Annotated in this window: 20 protein-coding genes and 1 pseudogene; 7 read left to right on the top strand and 14 right to left on the bottom strand. The window is 70.7% G+C overall.

Translation table 11 applies throughout. The annotated features are described in order from the left end of the window. Positions 1-39: 39 nt before the first annotated feature. On the top strand, positions 40-699 hold the full coding sequence (locus ACFJGU_RS09025; protein ID WP_382309605.1) for a TetR/AcrR family transcriptional regulator: 660 nt from the start codon (positions 40-42) through the stop codon (positions 697-699). 104 nt (positions 700-803) lie between these two features. Beyond that, the gene (locus ACFJGU_RS09020; protein WP_382309603.1) at positions 804-1,238 is read left to right on the top strand and encodes a hypothetical protein; all 435 of its coding nucleotides are present in this window, start codon (positions 804-806) and stop codon (positions 1,236-1,238) included. A gap of 150 nt (positions 1,239-1,388) precedes the next feature. Here the strand turns inward: ACFJGU_RS09020 and epsC are convergent. The 6 genes and pseudogenes from epsC to ACFJGU_RS08990 all read right to left on the bottom strand — a co-directional run bounded on the left by epsC (position 1,389) and on the right by ACFJGU_RS08990 (position 5,553). Then, positions 1,389-1,977: pseudogene (epsC, locus tag ACFJGU_RS09015) on the bottom strand (serine O-acetyltransferase EpsC). A 65-nt stretch (positions 1,978-2,042) separates the two neighbouring features. Then, a complete protein-coding gene (cysK, locus tag ACFJGU_RS09010; RefSeq protein WP_382309602.1) occupies positions 2,043-2,981 on the bottom strand; it encodes a cysteine synthase A in 939 nt (312 codons plus the stop codon). A gap of 85 nt (positions 2,982-3,066) precedes the next feature. Then, positions 3,067-3,648, bottom strand: coding sequence for a hypothetical protein (locus ACFJGU_RS09005; protein WP_382309600.1), 582 nt, complete (start codon positions 3,646-3,648; stop codon positions 3,067-3,069). A 119-nt stretch (positions 3,649-3,767) separates the two neighbouring features. Beyond that, the gene (locus ACFJGU_RS09000) at positions 3,768-4,322 is read right to left on the bottom strand and encodes a YbaK/EbsC family protein (RefSeq protein WP_382309598.1); all 555 of its coding nucleotides are present in this window, start codon (positions 4,320-4,322) and stop codon (positions 3,768-3,770) included. Between the two features lie 35 nt (positions 4,323-4,357). After that, positions 4,358-4,948 carry an NADPH-dependent FMN reductase gene (locus ACFJGU_RS08995; protein WP_382309597.1) on the bottom strand — a complete coding sequence of 197 codons (591 nt, stop codon included), beginning with the start codon at positions 4,946-4,948 and terminating at the stop codon, positions 4,358-4,360. 128 nt (positions 4,949-5,076) lie between these two features. Beyond that, positions 5,077-5,553, bottom strand: a complete 477-nt coding sequence (locus tag ACFJGU_RS08990; protein WP_382309595.1) for a hypothetical protein — start codon at positions 5,551-5,553, stop codon at positions 5,077-5,079. A 148-nt stretch (positions 5,554-5,701) separates the two neighbouring features. On the opposite strand from ACFJGU_RS08990, the gene ACFJGU_RS08985 reads away from it, so the two are divergent. Further along, on the top strand, positions 5,702-6,634 hold the full coding sequence (locus tag ACFJGU_RS08985; protein WP_382309593.1) for an aldose 1-epimerase family protein: 933 nt from the start codon (positions 5,702-5,704) through the stop codon (positions 6,632-6,634). A gap of 40 nt (positions 6,635-6,674) precedes the next feature. Here the strand turns inward: ACFJGU_RS08985 and ACFJGU_RS08980 are convergent, their stop codons facing one another. Then, positions 6,675-8,201 (bottom strand): MFS transporter, encoded by a 1,527-nt coding sequence (locus ACFJGU_RS08980; RefSeq protein WP_382309592.1) that lies wholly within the window; start codon positions 8,199-8,201, stop codon positions 6,675-6,677. Positions 8,202-8,297: 96 nt separating this feature from the next. Here ACFJGU_RS08980 and ACFJGU_RS08975 point away from each other — a divergent pair, with 96 nt between their 5' ends. Next, positions 8,298-8,921, top strand: a complete 624-nt coding sequence (locus tag ACFJGU_RS08975; RefSeq protein ID WP_382309590.1) for a TMEM175 family protein — start codon at positions 8,298-8,300, stop codon at positions 8,919-8,921. Positions 8,922-8,936: 15 nt separating this feature from the next. Here the strand turns inward: ACFJGU_RS08975 and ACFJGU_RS08970 are convergent, their stop codons facing one another. The 6 genes from ACFJGU_RS08970 to ACFJGU_RS08945 form a co-directional block, all read right to left on the bottom strand. Further along, the gene (locus ACFJGU_RS08970; protein ID WP_382309588.1) at positions 8,937-9,254 is read right to left on the bottom strand and encodes a hypothetical protein; all 318 of its coding nucleotides are present in this window, start codon (positions 9,252-9,254) and stop codon (positions 8,937-8,939) included. Positions 9,255-9,290: 36 nt separating this feature from the next. Next, complete coding sequence (locus tag ACFJGU_RS08965; RefSeq protein ID WP_382309586.1) at positions 9,291-9,965, bottom strand: DJ-1/PfpI family protein; 675 nt, start codon at positions 9,963-9,965, stop codon at positions 9,291-9,293. Between the two features lie 23 nt (positions 9,966-9,988). Further along, complete coding sequence (locus ACFJGU_RS08960; RefSeq protein WP_382309584.1) at positions 9,989-10,282, bottom strand: hypothetical protein; 294 nt, start codon at positions 10,280-10,282, stop codon at positions 9,989-9,991. Continuing rightward, positions 10,279-10,740, bottom strand: a complete 462-nt coding sequence (locus tag ACFJGU_RS08955) for a hypothetical protein (RefSeq protein WP_382309582.1) — start codon at positions 10,738-10,740, stop codon at positions 10,279-10,281. Before ACFJGU_RS08955 ends, ACFJGU_RS08960 begins: the two co-directional genes overlap by 4 nt. 73 nt (positions 10,741-10,813) lie before the next feature. After that, positions 10,814-11,311: a MarR family winged helix-turn-helix transcriptional regulator gene (locus tag ACFJGU_RS08950; protein WP_382309580.1), complete on the bottom strand. Its 498-nt coding sequence runs from the start codon at positions 11,309-11,311 to the stop codon at positions 10,814-10,816. A 52-nt stretch (positions 11,312-11,363) separates the two neighbouring features. After that, positions 11,364-12,602, bottom strand: a complete 1,239-nt coding sequence (locus ACFJGU_RS08945; RefSeq protein ID WP_382309578.1) for an MFS transporter — start codon at positions 12,600-12,602, stop codon at positions 11,364-11,366. A gap of 83 nt (positions 12,603-12,685) precedes the next feature. Between ACFJGU_RS08945 and ACFJGU_RS08940 the strand changes: the two genes are divergently transcribed. Beyond that, positions 12,686-13,426 (top strand): GntR family transcriptional regulator, encoded by a 741-nt coding sequence (locus tag ACFJGU_RS08940; protein WP_382309577.1) that lies wholly within the window; start codon positions 12,686-12,688, stop codon positions 13,424-13,426. A 33-nt stretch (positions 13,427-13,459) separates the two neighbouring features. Here ACFJGU_RS08940 and ACFJGU_RS08935 read toward each other — a convergent pair whose 3' ends face one another. Beyond that, positions 13,460-14,215 (bottom strand): alpha/beta fold hydrolase, encoded by a 756-nt coding sequence (locus ACFJGU_RS08935; protein WP_382309575.1) that lies wholly within the window; start codon positions 14,213-14,215, stop codon positions 13,460-13,462. 70 nt (positions 14,216-14,285) lie between these two features. Between ACFJGU_RS08935 and ACFJGU_RS08930 the strand changes: the two genes are divergently transcribed. Next, entirely contained in the window at positions 14,286-14,717 is a 432-nt protein-coding gene (locus ACFJGU_RS08930) for a YchJ family protein (protein WP_382309573.1), read from the top strand. Beyond that, positions 14,701-16,020 carry an alpha/beta fold hydrolase gene (locus ACFJGU_RS08925; protein WP_382309571.1) on the top strand — a complete coding sequence of 440 codons (1,320 nt, stop codon included), beginning with the start codon at positions 14,701-14,703 and terminating at the stop codon, positions 16,018-16,020. Before ACFJGU_RS08930 ends, ACFJGU_RS08925 begins: the two co-directional genes overlap by 17 nt. Positions 16,021-16,049 lie beyond the last annotated feature (29 nt).

Genomic DNA, 16,049 nt, shown 5'->3' with positions numbered 1-16,049 from the left:
TTGCAAGGGACGACCCTGCCGCACAGAAGGAGGTCTTCGATGGACGCCACGGAACAACGCCCACCCCGCGCGGACGCGCGCCTCAACCGCGAGCGCCTCCTCGAGGCCGCCGCTCACGCCTTCGCGGCCGACGGGCCCGCGGCGTCGCTCAAGGACATCGCGAAGGAGGCGGGGGTGGGCATCGGCACCCTCTACCGCCACTTCCCGACTCGCGAGTCGCTCATCGAGGCGGCCCACGAAAGCGAGTTGACCCAGCTCTGCCGGTCGGTCGACACCCTGCTCGACTCGTCGCCCACGCCAGAAGAGGCATTGCGGACCTGGCTCGGCCACTGGATCGAGTACCTTCGCGCGAAGGACGGGCTGGCCCGCGCCCTCCGAGCGACGGCGGGCGGATCACCGCACCTGGATGCATCCCGCGATCCGGCAGGGCGGGTGGGAGCGGCCCACCCGACCGACGCCTCCGCCACCGCGGTGCCGCATCGGGGAAGCGGCGTCGCCTTCCCCGGGGCGCGCGCCCTGGCGCTCGACGCCGTGGGCCGGCTGCTCGCGGCCGGCGTGCGAACCGGCTCGGTGCAGGCCGACGTCGAGCCGCTCGACGTGCTGGTGGCGGGCAACGGCATCGCGCTGGCGGCACTCACCCCCGCACAGGCCGATCGCCTCCTCGCCTACCTCCTCGACGCCCTCCGCCCCCGCCCCTGACCTCCGCCGCGCACCCCTCCTGCACATCCGGCGTCGCAACATCCTCACTCCACCGCCTCGCCGTGGACCCTTTCCTCGCCGCTCGCGATCACTACTGTCGTGGCATGCACGCGCTCGCCCCCATCGACTGGACCGCATCCTGGCTCGTCCCCTGGGCGCAGACCCCCGGCTTCGGCGGCGTCGCAGCGGTCCTCGCGGCCACGATCGCGTTCGCCGCGGCGCGCTACCAGGCGCGGGTGCAGCGGGCGGCGCAACGCAAGGAGCAGTGGTGGAAGCGCGCGGAATGGGCCCTCAACCTCACCCTGAGCGACGACCCGCAGCGACAGGAGTTGGGGCTCGAGGTGTTGGATGCCCTCTCCGAGAGCGAATGGAAGCAGGAGCACGAGAGCGACGTCATCGCAGCGGCGAAGGGTCGCTTCGATCCAACTGATCCCTTCGCGGTGAAATCGACTGATCCTCACATATCATGGTGGCCTGACGAAAGGGGTACTGATGACAGCGAAGCGGAATCCGGCGACACCAGAGATGACTCCTCGTGAGAAGGCTCTGCTTCGACGCGACATCGCTTGGGCACGACTGACGGTGACGCTCGACAGAAATCGGAAGCGCCATACCGATCCGCGAATCGTCGCGCTGGCGGCGATGGAGAAGCCGCGATGACGGCCCCCGGCATCGCCGTCAACGATCGCTCAGATGTAGATGGCCGGGTCGAGGTAGAAGGCCGGGTCGGTGAGCGGGCTCCGCGCCTCGGTGCCCTGCGGCAGCCGGGTGAGGTCGCGGGCAGGGATGCCCACCAGGATCGCTCCCGCCGGCGCATCCTTCACCACCACGGCGCCCGCGCCCACGCTGCTGTCGGCGCCGATCGACACCGGCCCGAGGATGGTGGCGTTCGCCCCCACCACGACCCGATCGCCGAGCGTCGGATGCCGCTTCTCCCGCCGCTCGCTCTTCCCGCCCAGCGTCACGCCGTGGTACAGCATCACGTCGTCACCGATCTCGGCCGTCTCGCCGATCACCACGCCCATGCCGTGATCGATGAACAACCGCCGCCCGATCCGGGCACCCGGGATGGATCTCCACGCCCGTGAGGAACCGCGCGAACTGAGAGAGCAGCCGCGCCGGGAGCTTGAGTCCCGGGCTCCGCCACCACCGGTTCGCCACCCGGTAGGCCCAGACCGCGTGCACTCCGGGGTAGGCGAGCACCACTTCGAGCGAGCTCCGCGCCGCGGGGTCGTGCGTGCGCGCCGCGTGTACGTCTTCCCGCAACCGCGCGAGCAGTCCCGGCCCGCGACCGGAGCCGCGCCGCCGACCGCCCGAATCAGAAACCACGAATGGGTCCGCCGTCAGTCGACGAGGTCGGCGTACAGCACGGTCGAGATGTACCGCTCACCGAAGTCACACACGATGGCCACCACGGTCTTGCCGGCGTTCTCGGGCCGCTTCGCCACTTCCAGAGCGGCCCACATGATGGCGCCCGACGAGATGCCCGCCATGATGCCCTCCTCGCTCGCGAGTTCCCGCGCCACCCGCAGTGAGTCGTCGAGGGTGACGTCGATGATCTCGTCGTAGACGGTGCGGTCGAGGATGTCGGGCACGATGTTGGCGCCGATGCCCTGGATCTTGTGCGGACCGGCCACACCCTGCGTCAGCAGCGGCGAATCGAGGGGCTCGACGCCGATCACCTGCACCCCGGGCTTCCGCTCCTTCAGCACCTGCCCGACGCCCGTGATCGTGCCGCCGGTGCCGATGCCCGCCACGAAGATGTCGACCGCGCCATCCGTGTCGGCCCAGATCTCTTCGGCGGTGGTGGCGCGGTGGATGGCCGGGTTGGCCTCGTTCTCGAACTGCCGCGCCAGGATCGAGTTCGGCGTCGATGCCACGATCTCGTTCGCCTTCGCCAGCGCACCGCGGATGCCCTCCGGCCCCGGCGTCAGCACGATCTCGGCTCCGTAGGCGCGCATCACGACGCGGCGCTCGGTCGACGCCGTCTCGGGCATGGTGAGGATCACCTTGTATCCGCGGGCCGCACCCACGAGGGCGAGCGCGATGCCGGTGTTGCCGCTCGTGCCCTCCACGATGGTGCCGCCGGGCTTCAGCTCACCCGACTTCTCGGCTGCGTCGACGATGGCGACGCCGATCCGGTCTTTCACGCTGGAGGCGGGGTTGTAGAACTCGAGCTTGCCGAGCACGGTGGCGTCGATGCCCTCGGCGAGGCGGTTGATGCGAACCAGCGGCGTGTGTCCGACGAGCTCGGTGACGTCGTTGTAAATACGAGCAGACATGTGCGTTCGGCTTTCTCGAGACGGGTCAGGGTCGTGGAGCGTCCCTGCCAACTCTAGTTCCGGGCGACTGCTGTCCGCCCGTGCGTTACGACCAGCGCCCGTCGTCGAGCCGCTCCGGATGGTGGGCCCGTCGGCGGAGATCCTGCAGCGACACCGGCTCGGCGCAGGCGAAGGCCACGAGGTCGCCGGCCCGGATGTCGTGCGGGAGCCAGGCGCGGGTCTCCCCCACGCGCGGAGTCGGCCGCACCGTGACGATCTCCCGCACGGGTGGCACCGTCCGACCGATGACCCGAATTGTGCCGCCGATCGGTCGGCAGGCGTCGAGTTCGGCGTCGAGCCAGACCTCCCGGGCGAGCGAGGCGTCGGAGCCGTCCGGCCCGCCGGCGAACACCCCTTCGACGGCGCACACGACGATCGCGCAGTACACCCGCGGCACCGCCTCCGGATGCGCCCACGCCGTCGCCGCCTCGGCCTCGGCCTCCGCGAGCCCGCTCCTCCGACCAATCCGAACGCTCGGCGTACCGGCCGCGGCCGCCACGGCCACCATCGATTCCCCGGCGGCGAGCACGTCGGTCGCGGTGAACGAGGTGAACTCGGGCCAGGCCGCGAGGTCCGGGAACCGGGACTGCCGCCGCTGATACCACCGGATCGAATGGGAGAGACTCACTCTTCCATCTCACCGCCGGGCGGCGACGAGACACCGCATCCTCACGATTCCCTCGCGCGCACGGGCCAGTTCCTGACGCGAATCTGCCGGGCCGGTCGGCTCACGCGAACCCTCCGCGCTCAGCCCTCGAGCGGCTTCGCGAGGCCTTCGAGCACTTCCACACCCGGCAGGCCCGCCAGCACGATGCCCGGCAGTATCAGCTTCGACCGCCGGATGCCGCTTCCCACGATGACCGCCGCACTGGCCGCCACCCGGGCATCCACGAGCACCGGCCAGTCCGAGGGCAGGCCGATCGGCGTGATCCCGCCGTATTCCATACCGGTCAGCCCCACGGCCCGGTCCATCGCGAGGAACGACGACTTGCGCACGTCGAGCCGGCGCCGCACCGCGCCGTTGACGTCGGCGCGTGTGGTGGCGAGCACGACGCAGGCTGCGATCCGCTCCTCACCCTCGCGCTTGCCGGCGACGACCACGCAATTCGCGAGGGTGTCGGTCGAGAGGCCGTAGGTCGCCTGGGTCGCTGCCGTGTCGGAGACCGACGGGTCGATCTCGACCACACCCACCGCATCCTGGATCCCGGATGCGACGAGCGCCTCCCACACGGGCGCCGCGACCAGGTCGGGGCGGGCGGGGACGGGAACGGTGGTCAGCGCACCGAGCGTGAAGACGGCCATACCGACGATTCTGCCCCGGCTCGGAGGCGCCGTCGCTATGCCGCGGCGTGCTGCGCGACGCGTCGGCGCTGCAGGGGCTCGAGGGCCGAGCCCAGCGCGAGGAGCTCTTCGGCGACCGCCGCGAGATTCCGCTCCTGCGCCTCGATCGGCTGGAACTGCCCCTCGTCGTCGAGCTGTCGCGCGGCGAAGGGGATCTCGACGGCCACCGACGCCGGCACGAGGCCCACTGCCGCGAGCACGGGCTTCAGAGCGAGCACGCCGCGCGTACCGGCCGAGATGCCGCCGTAGCTCACGAAGCCGACCGGCTTGCGGAACCATTCGTTGTGCAGGAAGTCGATCGCGTTCTTCAGAGCGGGCGAGAAGCTGTGGTTGTACTCCGGCGTGACGAAGACGAAGCCGTCGGCGGCGTCGACGCGTTCGCTCCAGTCGAGGGTGTGCTGGTGGGTGTAGTTCTGCAGACGCGGATGGTTCGGCTCGTCCATCAAGGGAAGGGAGACCTCGGCGAGGTCGACCAGATCGACCTCGACGCCGTCGTGCCCCGCGAGCGCACCGCTCACCCACTCGGCGATCGGCAAGCCGATCCGGCCCGGGCGCACGCTCCCGACCACAACCATGATGCGTGTCATGCAAAACCCCCGTCGTCTCCGGCTGTCCGGTTCGAAGTGATGTCGTTCAGCTGTGTGAACGACATCACGGGGAAAGGAATTCCCTCGAACAGGAGTTTCGGAGGCGGCGGGGGTTCAGGCTCGGTGGATCAGCTGCAGGTGACGGTGACGCCGTTGACGATGTGCTCGCCCGGGCCGAGGTCGCCGCAGGTCGCGATCAGGGCCGACGCGCCCACCACGACGGCGATGATGACGATCGTTATCCAGATCACCGAGAGCACGATCCCGATGATGGAGACGATGACACCGGCCTTTGCGGGCCCGTTCGGGACGGAGGCCGCCTTCGACTGGTTGCGCGCGATGATGCTGATGATGAGACCGGCGATCGATCCCAGGAGCGGCACGATGAAGAAGCCCGCGATCGAGACGATCAGACCCACGATGCCGAGCGTCTTGCCCGGAACCGGAGCGGCGGCGGCGTACCCGGGCTGAGGCTGGTAGCCCGGCGCAGCGGCGGGGGGCGGCGGCGGGGCGGCCTGGTACTGAGGAGCTGCGGGGGGTGCAGGCGGAACGGGCTGCTGCGGAGGAACCGGAGCGCCCGACGACGGCTGATTCTCGTCGGTCATGAGCGGATTTCCCTTCTCTGGTCGAACCAAGATGCTTCGAACAGTACCGCTTCGCCGCATCCGCGTCGCGGTTTTCTGCGGGTCGGCGCGTTTCCGCCGAAGCGCTAGCGTTGAGACCGAACGTCCGTCGCTGAAGGAGAACCCGCCCGTGGCCGCAGTCCGCCCCTTGTCCGGCACCCGCATCGATCTCGAGGCGGGCGACTACCGCGCCTCCATCGCGTCGATCGGCGCCACCCTGCGCGTGCTGCAGCACCGCTCCCGCAATCTCGTCGTGCCCTTCGAGCTCGACGAGTTGCGCCCCGCGTACCGCGGCGTGACGCTCGCTCCGTGGCCGAACCGCGTGGTCGACGGCCGCTACACCTTCGCCGGCGTCGAGGAGCAGCTCGCCCTCACCGAGCCGACCCGCTCGCACGCCCTGCACGGACTCGTCTGCTGGCTCGACTTCGCGGTGGCCGACCGAACGCCCGACAGCGTCTCCCTCGTGGCGGTCATCGAGGCGCAGACCGGATATCCGCACCGCCTCGAACTGCAGGTCGACTACCGTCTCGACGAGAGCGGCCTGCAGCAGACCGTCACGGCGCGCAACACGGGCACCGAACCTGCCCCGTTCGGCACCGGGCCGCATCCGTACCTCGTCGCCGGCCCCGGCCACGTCGACGACTGGACGCTCTCGCTCCCCGCCGACGAGGTGCTCACCGTCACCCCCGAACGGCTCATCCCGATCGGGCTCTCCCAGGTGGCGGTCGAAGACGGCGGCGCCTTGGACTTCCGCGAAGCCCGCCCGATCGGCGACACCTTCATCGACCACGCCTTCACCACCCTGCGCCGCGACGGCCACGGAACGGCGACGGTCACCGTCACGGCTCCGGAGGGCACGGGCGTGGCGATGAGCTTCGGGACGGATTGCGAGTGGGTGCAGATCCACACCGCCGACACCCCCGACCCCGCCGTGAGCCGCACCGGCTTGGCGGTCGAACCGATGACCTGCCCGCCGGATGCGTTCAACTCCGGCCACGACCTCATCGTGATCGCTCCGGAGCAGAGCGCGTCGGCGAGCTGGACGATCTCGGCGATCGGCTAGAGCCGGGCAGACGCCCGGCTTGCGCGCGAGCTCGCCCGCGTCAGGCGGTCCGGGCGGCGGGGCCGGCCGGCTGGACCTCGGCAGCGGCGTCGTCCGCGTCCGGAAGACTGGCCCGTCGGAAGGCCTTGTGGTGCCGTGGGATGAACACGGTGAACACCACACCGACCACCGCGGCGATGGCCGAGATCACGAATGCCAGTTGGAACGCGGAGGCGCTGGGGGTGGTGACCGACCCCACCGTCACGAGGTTCGAGGAGAGCACGACCCCGAGCACGGCGCTCGCGATGGTCGAGCCGAGCGTGCGCATCACGGAGTTGAGTCCGTTCGAGGCCGCGGTCTCGGTGGCCGGAACGGCCCCCATGATGAGGTTCGGCATCGAGGCGTAGGCGAAGCCCACGCCGAAGCCGATGGCCGTCGCGATGACGATGGTGTGCCAGACCTCGCTCATCAGGAAGATCGCCACCACGTAGCCCACGGTGATGATCGCGATACCGAGGAGCAGGCTGGTGCGCGCACCACGCGCCCGGGTGAGCCGCGCCGCGACGGGCGACATGGCCCACATGATGAGCCCGCTGGGCATGAGGCAGAGGCTCGCGATGAGCATCGTCTGGCCGAGGCCCACGCCGGTTCCGGTGGGCGCCTCGAGCAGTTGCGGGAGCACGACGGTGCTGGCGAAGAAGGCGAAGCCCACCGTGACCGAGGCGAGGTTCGTCAGGAGCACCGTGCGACGCGCGGCGACGCGCAGGTCGATCAGCGGGCTCTTCGTGCGCAGTTCGAACCAGCCCCAGAGCAGGAGCACGACGGCGCCGCCGACGATGGTGCCGAGCGTCGCCGGGCTGGCCCATCCCCAACTGCCGCCCTTCGACACACCGAGGAGGATGCCCACCAGACCGACCCCGAGGCCCACCGCGCCGAGTCCGTCGAAGGTCCCCTCGCTGCGCAGGGTGCTGACCGGGATGAACCTCCACACCAGCAGGAAACCGAGCGCCGCGAGCACGCCCGACACGACGAACAGGAAGTGCCAGTCGAGGTACTGCGAGATGACGGCCGAGATGGGCAGCCCGATCGCGCCGCCGACTCCGAGGGTGGCGCTGACCAGGGCGACCGCGCCGCCGAGGCGATCGCGGTGGAGCACGTCGCGCAGGATGCTCACACCGAGCGGGATGACCCCGATCCCGGCCCCCTGCAGGGCACGCCCGACGATCAGGGGCAGCAGGCTGGAGGAGAGCCCGGCGATCACCGAACCGACCACCACCAGCACGAGCAGGACGAGCACGATCCGGCGCTTGCCGTAGAGATCGCCGAGACGGCCGGCGATCGGGGTCGCGACCGCCGCCGAGAGCAGGGTGACCGTGACCGCCCACAGCGAGTCCTCGACCGAGACGTTCAGCAGAGCGGGGAGTTCGGGAACGAGCGGGGTGAGCAGCGTCATCATGAACGCCGCGACCAGCCCGGTGAAGGCCAAGGCGAACACCACTGCCCGCTGATTGACCGGCTTGCGGAGGCGGGCGCGCTCGGCGTCGCTGAGCCACTGGCCGGGTGTGTCGTCGTGTGTCGTGTCAGTCAAGAATGTATTTGCCCTCAGTCAAGTAGTTACCGGGGTCAACCGCGCCTCGTTCAGGAGTATTCCACCCGGGATCCAGGGATCGCGATAATTGGGCTCATGCACACAGAGCGCGGCTTCGATCGCCTGGTCAATTTCAGCGACGCGGTGGTCGCGATCGCGATCACCCTGCTCATCCTCCCGCTGGTCGACACCGCCACCGAACTGAACGACAAGACGGTGAGCGAACTGCTCGCCGACAACTGGGTCAAGCTGCTCGTCTTCGTGATCAGCTTCGCGGTGATCGGCCGGTTCTGGCTGGCTCATCACCGCATGTACGAGAACATCGTCGGCTATGACAAGCCGCTGCTCTGGGCGAACCTGTTCTGGCTGCTCACCATCGTCTTCCTGCCCTTCCCCACCGAGCTCATCGCGGCCGGCGCCGGGGAGAGCTCGCCGGCGACCTCCGCGCTCTACATCGGCACGATGGTGCTGTCGAGCTTCGCAGGAACGGCGCAGATGATGATCATCCTCCGCCATCCGGAACTCCAGGCTCCCGAGGTGCGCGGCACGTTGTCACTCATCCCGACCCTGGTGGCGTCGTCGATGATGCTGCTGGTGTTCCTCGTCGTCGTGGTGTTTCCGGAGGTCGGGCTCTTCGCCCTGCTGGGCCTCGTGCTGACGGGCCCCGTGCAGGCGGTCGTCCAGCGACTGAGCAAGCGCGCGAAGGCCCCGGCGGTCTGAGCCCGGCCTCCGCCGTCAGGCCTCGAGCACCCGACGCGATCCCGACACCGAGGTCGATGGGAGCGGCCCCGCCTTGGCCTCCCCCACCATCCGGTCACCCTCGATCCGCACCGCGAAGGCGAGGTTCAGGCGGATCGGATGCCGGACCGACTGCTCCCAGCGCAGCGTCTCGCCGTCGCGGCGCAGGTTCTGCAACTCGACGGTCTCGCGAGCACTCGCGGCGTTGCCGGTGAGCTCGGACGGCGCGCCCTGTTCCAGGAGCCGAACCACGATCTCCTGCCGGCCGATCGGGGTCGCGAGCGAGACATCCCAGGTCCCGGTGATGTCGTCCATGAAGGTCCTTCCTGATGTGCCGATTGAGACGGATCCTCAGGCCGGTCGCGGCAGAGCGACCGACGGCCCGGAGTCCCGCCACACCGTGCCGCGTCGTTCGGTCTCGAAGTAGCGCTCGGTCGCCGCCGCGACCCGGGGTCCGATCATCCGTTCGATGACATAGAGCGCTCCGTCGAGCGATGAGGTCACGCCGCCCGTGGTGACGAGATCGCCGTCGTCGACGACTCGGGCGCGGACCACGTCGACCCCGGTCGCCTCGAGCATCCCGTTGCCGAGCATGTGCGTGACCGCATGACGACCTTCCAGCAGGCCACCCATCGCGAGCGCGAGCGATCCACCGCACACCGCGAGCACGGTGACGTCAGGATGCGCCAGCGCGCGTGCCAGGAGCGGTGTAACCGCTGTCTGTGCCACGGCGGCGAGCAGCATCGGAATGGAAGGTCGGCCGTCGACGGCGTGCGGCTCGCCCTCGGTCACCGGGCCGGCGACCCCCGGAACGACGACGACACCCGGTCTCTCGGGGTCGAGTGCGGCGGTGGCCACGAGCGACACCCCGGGCACACCGCTGGCCACCTCACGAGCGCCTTCGGCGGTCACGAGTTCGGTCGTGACCCCGCCATCGGCGAACTCCCCCGCCGCCACGAAGGCCTCGAGGGGCGCGAGCGCATCCAGGGGATCGAAGGCATCGACGAGAAGGATCTGGACGTGCATGTTTCTCCGTTCGAGTTGGGGGGTCACAGGGTGGGCGGGGCCACCGCGCGGCGCATCCGCCAGACCGCCAGCGCACCGCCGACGACGGGCACGAATCCGAGGGCACGGTCGCGCCGACGCAAGCCCGGTGCGAACACCGCGATCATCACGACGGCCAGGTAGACCGCACCGTGAACCGGTCCGATCAGCTGGGCGATCGGACGGATGTGCAGCACGGCGAGGTTGAGCAGCAGCAGGCCGAGGGTGGCGACCTCGGCGATCGAAAGCGCCAGCAAGCACACGAAGAGGGTCGAGGTCGCGCGGGCCGGCGGCGTCACGAGGAGTAGTCCGATCCGGGGCGCACGATCATCAGCACCACGACGACCGCCCAGAGCAGGCTGAAGACCCCGGCGAGCGCCGCCAGCCCCAGAAGACGCCTCCGCGCGGGCGGATGGACGATCGCCGCGGCCTGCGCGGGCACGATCCGGAAGGCGAGCAGCGCGCCTGCCACCGCGGTCAGCACCATCGCGATGGTGATCCAGATCTCGCCGAATCGCTGCTGCACCAGCGCCAGGGCGACGCCGAACACCGGAACGGCCACGCCGAGCAGCCCGTACACGCGCGTGATCCGGTGGAGGGCGAGGGCGACGCGCGACGACCGGCCGTCATCGCGGGCGTTGTCGGGGATCGGATCGGCGACCGGGACGTAGCGCGTGAAGAGCGAACTCGCGACGGTGGCCGGCCCGACGAAGAGGATGCCCGCGAGAACATGGGCGGAGAGCAGGAGTGGTTCCACAAATCACCTTCAGTTTGGCTGATAGGTATCAGGCTAACTGAAGGTCGTGCTCTTTGCAAGACGACCATCGGCGCTACCCCGAGAGATCCGACCGTCGCGGGCGCTCCCCACCTTCATCGTCGCTCGCACCGGACGGGCCGCCACTCATCCGCTCCCGGAGCACCCCAGCGAGGGCGTCGGCCAGCGCGCTCATCTCCGGGGCCGCGAAGATCCGCTCGTCCAGGGCGACGAGCCCGCGCTCGATCGCCCCAAGCACCTCGTCACCTCGAGGGGCGACCGTGAGGCGGGCGGCGAGCCCGGAGGAGTCGACCGCCGAGGCTACGAGCCCGGCCTCGACGAGAGAGGCGATCAGTGTGTGCACGCTCTGCACCGTGATACCGGAGCGGCGACCCAGCTCGCTGTAGGAGATGCCCGGGGTCCCCCGGATGTGTCCGAGCATGCCGTACTTGCGTACCGTGAGACCGTAGGGTTTCAGCAGCACCACCAGCTCCGCCTCGACCGAGCGGCTCAGCGTGAGGAGGGCGATCGTTGGGCTGAACGGCGGCCTCGCACCGCCCGCGGTGTCGGTCATTGCACAACTGTACCGGCGGTCCAGCGGGAGGCACCGGGGACGCCCGCTCTCCTCAGAGCCGGTCGTGCTCTGCGGAGGCGCGCGGGATGAGCGGCACCGCCACCGCGGGGAAGAGCGCCACCACCACGAACGCGAGCGGGAAGCCGACCAGGCCGATGAGGCCACCGACCGCCGGCCCCACGGCCGATGCGCCGAGGAACTGCGCCGTGTTCTGCGCCCCGAGCGCCCGCCCCGCCCAGGCCGACCCCGCGACCTCGGCCACCGAGGTGAAGGCGAGCCCGTTGTCGGCCACCGTGATGGTGGTGGCGAGCACGAACATCACGGCCACCACGGCCCACGGGGCGGAGAGCACATCGAGACCGGCGAGCACGAGCATGGCCGCAGCGGCCGCGATCGCGACGTAGGCCAGCGGCCGCACGCGACTGCCCATCCGGTCGCTCAGCACGCCCACCCCGATACGTCCGACGGCGCCGACGAACTGCGCGACCCCGACCAGCACTCCGGCGGTCAGGGCGTCCAGGCCCACCTCCGTGATGAGCCAGACGAGCCCGAAGGTCGAGAGCGTGAACTGCGGCACCACGAGCAGCACCGAGACGGCGTGGATGCGCCAGAGGAAGCCGCTCGAGCGGTACGGGTTGTCGGGGCGGCGAGTGGGCGCATCCGTCGTCGCCGACGTCGGAACGGATGCGCGCGGCGGGTTCACCACGCCGATCGCGCAGGCGATGGCGAAGACCGCGGTCAGGACGAACGGGACGGCGATGGCGGCTCCGACGCCCGCCGTACTCGCGAGGGTCGGCACGAGCAGCGCCGCGATCGTGACGCCCAGCGGCTGCGCCATCTGGCGCACCCCCATCGCGAGACCGCGGCGGTCTTTGGGGAACCAGCCCACCACCACGCGCCCGCTCGCCGCGTTGGTGCTGGCGGAGGCGGCCCCGCCGAGGAGGAAGAACAGACCCAGCGCGACGTAGCCCTGCGCCTGAATGGCGCCCAGGGTGGCGAGCGAGGTGAGGGCGAGGCCGCCGGCGATCACCCATTTCTCGCCGATCCGGTCGGCGAGAGCGCCCCAGGCGATGAGGGTGAGCACCATGCCGATGGTGGGGGTGGCGGCCAGGAATCCGGCCTCGGCGAGCGTCAGGCCGCGCTCGGTGTGCAGGAGGGGGATGAGGAAGGCGGGCGTGCTGACGAACACCGTGCCCGAGATCTGGGCGCCGAGACCCAGGGAGAGCACGGTCCAGGCGCGGCGCGCGCGCGGGAACGGGGCGCGGGCCGGACGCGCGCCTCGGGGTGTCATGGTTCGGGGTCGTTTGTGCACTATCCTGACGGTACACCATAGTGGTATACCAATTGGGCACACCATCGACCGTCGGGAGTTCCATGACCGTTCCCCGCCGTCCCCCGGCCACGACCGAGGGTGACTCTGCTGGCGCCGACTCCGGCTCGCAGACCCTCCAGCTCTTCGAGCGGCTGCGCTCCGCCGTGCTCGACCTCGATCTGATGCCGGGCGAGCGCCTCACCGAGCGCGGGCTCGAGGCCGCTTACCGCGCCTCCCGCACGCCGGTGCGCGCGGCGTTGATGCGGTTGGAGACCGAGGGGCTCGCACAGCGAGACGGACGAGGATGGATCGTGGCGCCGATCGACATCGACGAGATCCGCGCGCTGGCGGAGTTGCGCGAGGCCGTCGAGACCGCGGCGGTGCGGCTGACCGTGCTGCGCGCATCCGACGCCGACATCGCCGGGCTCGCCGAGCTGCTCGAGTCGGCGAGGCCGGAGAGCGACGAGGAGGACGTCGTGCGGGCCGGCGGCGACTTCCACGTCGAGCTCGCCTCGCTCTCGGGAAACGCGCCGATGACGGATGTCGTGCGCAACGCGATGACACGCCTCGCGCGCACGCGCTGGCTCGAGGTACGCACCCCCGAGTCGCGGGAGCACGCCTGGGACGAGCACCGGGCGGTCGTCACCGCCCTGCGGGCCCGTGACGCGTCGGGGGCTGCGAAGCTCCTGGCCGAGCACATCCGCTCGACCAACGAGCGTCTCGTCGCGCACCTCGCCGGGGAGCGCCGCCGCCTCCGCGCGCGCGGTCTCGCGATCGTGGAAGCCCCGCGCCCAACACCCTGACCCGAGCGGACCAGCCGCCCGTGACCGCGGACTTCAGGGCTGGGAGCGCAGGAACGCGACCGTCGCCTCCTTGAAGACGCGCGAGGTGATGGCGTTGAGGTGGTTGCGGCCCGGAAGGGGCAAGAATTCCGCGTGCGGGACGACCGCCGCCAACTGCTCCGATTCGGCGGCGATGTCGTCGTCGCTGCCCGCCACGATCAGCATGTCCTGGCGTGGAATCCGCTCCCGCGGCCGGAACTCGCGCCGCCGCACCGCCTCCGCCAACCGGAGCAGGGCCTGCGGATCGTTGTCCGCGCCGGCCTGCATCATGGCGAGGTACCGGGCGGTGGTCGGATCATCGGCCACCGCCGAGCGCTCCACGGCGGCTCGCGCCTGCGCCACATCGAAGCCGACGAAGGAGCCGGACACGGGCATCCCGCCGAGCACGAGCGAGCGGACGCGGGCCGGATGCCGCAGCGCGAGCTCCCAGGCGAGGCGCGCCCCGAGTGAGTATCCGAGCAGGTGTGCCCGATCGATGCCGAGCTCGTCGAGAACGGCCACGAGGTCGGCATGGAAACGAGCGGGTCCGTAGGCGCTGATCGCCCGCGGACGATCGCTCTCGCCATGTCCACGCAAATCGACGGCGACACCCGAGAAGCCGCCCTCGCTGAGCGGACGCGCCCACCCGGCCCTCAGCCAGTTGCCCTCGCGGCTCGAGGCGAAACCGTGCACGAGCAGCACGGGCGGATGTGCGGGGTCGCCGAACCGCTCGTAGGCGATCCGCACCCCCTGCGACATGACGACAGGCACCCCACGAGCCTAAGCCGCCCGCGCGCCCCACCTCTCGCCGGGCGCGCGGCCGGTGTCCGATAATGAACGCGTGTCCCTCGCCTCCGACTCCGTCCGGCCGCCCGCCGACACGGAGCGCTGTCCGTGCCTGAGCGGAGAGGTCTACGGCGAGTGCTGCGCACCGTTCCACCGGGGCGAGGCCCACGCCCCCACCGCCGAGCGCCTGATGCGATCGCGCTACTCCGCCTTCGCGGTCGGCGACGCCGACTATCTGCTCGCCACCTGGCATCCGGACACCCGCCCCGCCGACCTCGAACTCGACCCCGGCCTCCGATGGTTCCGGCTCGACATCCTCGGTCGCACCGGTGGAAGGGTGCTCGACTCCGAGGGCACGGTCGAGTTCGAAGCCCGTTACCGGATGCGTCCCACGACTCCGGATGCCTCCCCCACGTCGGGCTCGCAGCGCGAGAACAGCCGCTTCCGTCGCGTCGACGGGCGGTGGTTCTATGTCGACGCCGTCTGACCCGAACCCGAGCGGACCTCCACCGGCGAGCACGCCCTCGGCCGTCCCAGCCCGGCGTGGCCGTGGGCGCGTCATCCGCCGCGCGTTGGCCGGCGTCGGGCTCGTGGTCGCGATCGGGCTCGGCCTGGTGATCGCGTCGGGGTACTGGACCGCCGACCGCCGTCTCGCGGAGGGCGCGGTCGAGCAGGCCACGGAGTCCCCGTTCTACCGGCTGCCCGATCCGCTGCCGTCAGCCGCACCGGGCACCATTCTGCGGCAGGAGCCCCTCCTCAGCGCCCCGAACGGCGCGAGAGCCTGGCGCATCCTCTACCACTCCACCGATGTGCACGGCAGCGACATCGTGGTGTCGGGCGTGGTCGTGGCGCCCGATTCACCCGCACCGCCGGGCGGCCGCCCGATCGTCTCCTGGGGGCACCCGACGACGGGCGCCGCGCAGCGCTGCGCACCCTCGCTCGGCATCGCGCCCTTCGACCTGATCGAGGGGCTGCAGCAGTTTCTCGACGCCGGGTACGTCGTCGTGGCGACGGACTACTCGGGCATGGGGGCCGCCGGCCCCGACTCCTACCTGATCGGCGACACCGAGGGCAACAACGTGCTCGACGCAGCCCTCGCCGCCCGCGCCCTCGACGGAACCGACGCTGGCGACCGCCTCGTGCTCTGGGGCCACTCCCAGGGAGGCCAGGCCGTGCTCTTCGCGGCGCAGCGGGCAGCCGACTACGCGCCCGAGCTCCACCTGCAGGCGGTCGCCGTCGCGGCACCGGCCACGAATCTCGCCGAACTGCTCAAGGCCGATGTCGAAGACGTGTCGGGCGTCACGATCGGGTCGTACGCCTTCGCGGCGTACTCCTCGGTCTACGGGCCGACGACTCCGGGCGCGACGCTCGACAGCATCCTGACTCCTGAAGGAGCCGCGGTCACCGACGAGATGGCGGAGCTGTGCCTCTTCGGCCAGAACAAGGAGCTGCACGACATCGCCACGCCGCTGATCGGCCGGTATCTCGCGGGGGACCCGGCGACCGCGGAGCCGTGGGCCACCCTGCTCGCCGAGAACACGCCCGGTGGCGTGCGTCTCCCCGTTCCGCTCTTCGTGGCGCAGGGCGACACCGACCAGCTGGTGCGACCCGAGATCACGGCGCAATTCGTGGCGGGCGAGCGCGCGCTCGGCACCGAGGTGACCTTCGAGACGATCGCCGACACCGGCCACGGCCTCGTCGCACTTCGGGCCGCGCCGAAGGTCGTGGACTGGCTGAAGACCGCGGCACCGGCTCCGGCCACCGCACCCTCGACCAGCCCCGCGGGCTGATCCGTCCGCTGAACGGGTTGCGGATGCGC

The organism is Herbiconiux sp. UC225_62 (genome assembly GCF_042694625.1).
Taxonomy (GTDB): domain Bacteria; phylum Actinomycetota; class Actinomycetes; order Actinomycetales; family Microbacteriaceae; genus Herbiconiux.
Note: the sequence above shows the minus strand (reverse complement) of the source record. Positions and strands in the feature narration are given on the sequence as shown.

What these genes read in the sequence shown, in the direction of transcription:
- ACFJGU_RS09025 (WP_382309605.1), top strand. Translation starts at nt 40, where the DNA reads ATGGACGCCACGGAACAACGCCCACCCCGCGCGGACGCGCGCCTCAAC.
- ACFJGU_RS09020 (WP_382309603.1), top strand. Translation starts at nt 804, where the DNA reads ATGCACGCGCTCGCCCCCATCGACTGGACCGCATCCTGGCTCGTCCCC.
- cysK (WP_382309602.1), bottom strand. Translation starts at nt 2,981, where the DNA reads ATGTCTGCTCGTATTTACAACGACGTCACCGAGCTCGTCGGACACACG.
- ACFJGU_RS09000 (WP_382309598.1), bottom strand. Translation starts at nt 4,322, where the DNA reads ATGGCCGTCTTCACGCTCGGTGCGCTGACCACCGTTCCCGTCCCCGCC.
- ACFJGU_RS08995 (WP_382309597.1), bottom strand. Translation starts at nt 4,948, where the DNA reads ATGACACGCATCATGGTTGTGGTCGGGAGCGTGCGCCCGGGCCGGATC.
- ACFJGU_RS08990 (WP_382309595.1), bottom strand. Translation starts at nt 5,553, where the DNA reads ATGACCGACGAGAATCAGCCGTCGTCGGGCGCTCCGGTTCCTCCGCAG.
- ACFJGU_RS08975 (WP_382309590.1), top strand. Translation starts at nt 8,298, where the DNA reads ATGCACACAGAGCGCGGCTTCGATCGCCTGGTCAATTTCAGCGACGCG.
- ACFJGU_RS08970 (WP_382309588.1), bottom strand. Translation starts at nt 9,254, where the DNA reads ATGGACGACATCACCGGGACCTGGGATGTCTCGCTCGCGACCCCGATC.
- ACFJGU_RS08965 (WP_382309586.1), bottom strand. Translation starts at nt 9,965, where the DNA reads ATGCACGTCCAGATCCTTCTCGTCGATGCCTTCGATCCCCTGGATGCG.
- ACFJGU_RS08950 (WP_382309580.1), bottom strand. Translation starts at nt 11,311, where the DNA reads ATGACCGACACCGCGGGCGGTGCGAGGCCGCCGTTCAGCCCAACGATC.
- ACFJGU_RS08945 (WP_382309578.1), bottom strand. Translation starts at nt 12,602, where the DNA reads ATGACACCCCGAGGCGCGCGTCCGGCCCGCGCCCCGTTCCCGCGCGCG.
- ACFJGU_RS08940 (WP_382309577.1), top strand. Translation starts at nt 12,686, where the DNA reads ATGACCGTTCCCCGCCGTCCCCCGGCCACGACCGAGGGTGACTCTGCT.
- ACFJGU_RS08925 (WP_382309571.1), top strand. Translation starts at nt 14,701, where the DNA reads ATGTCGACGCCGTCTGACCCGAACCCGAGCGGACCTCCACCGGCGAGC.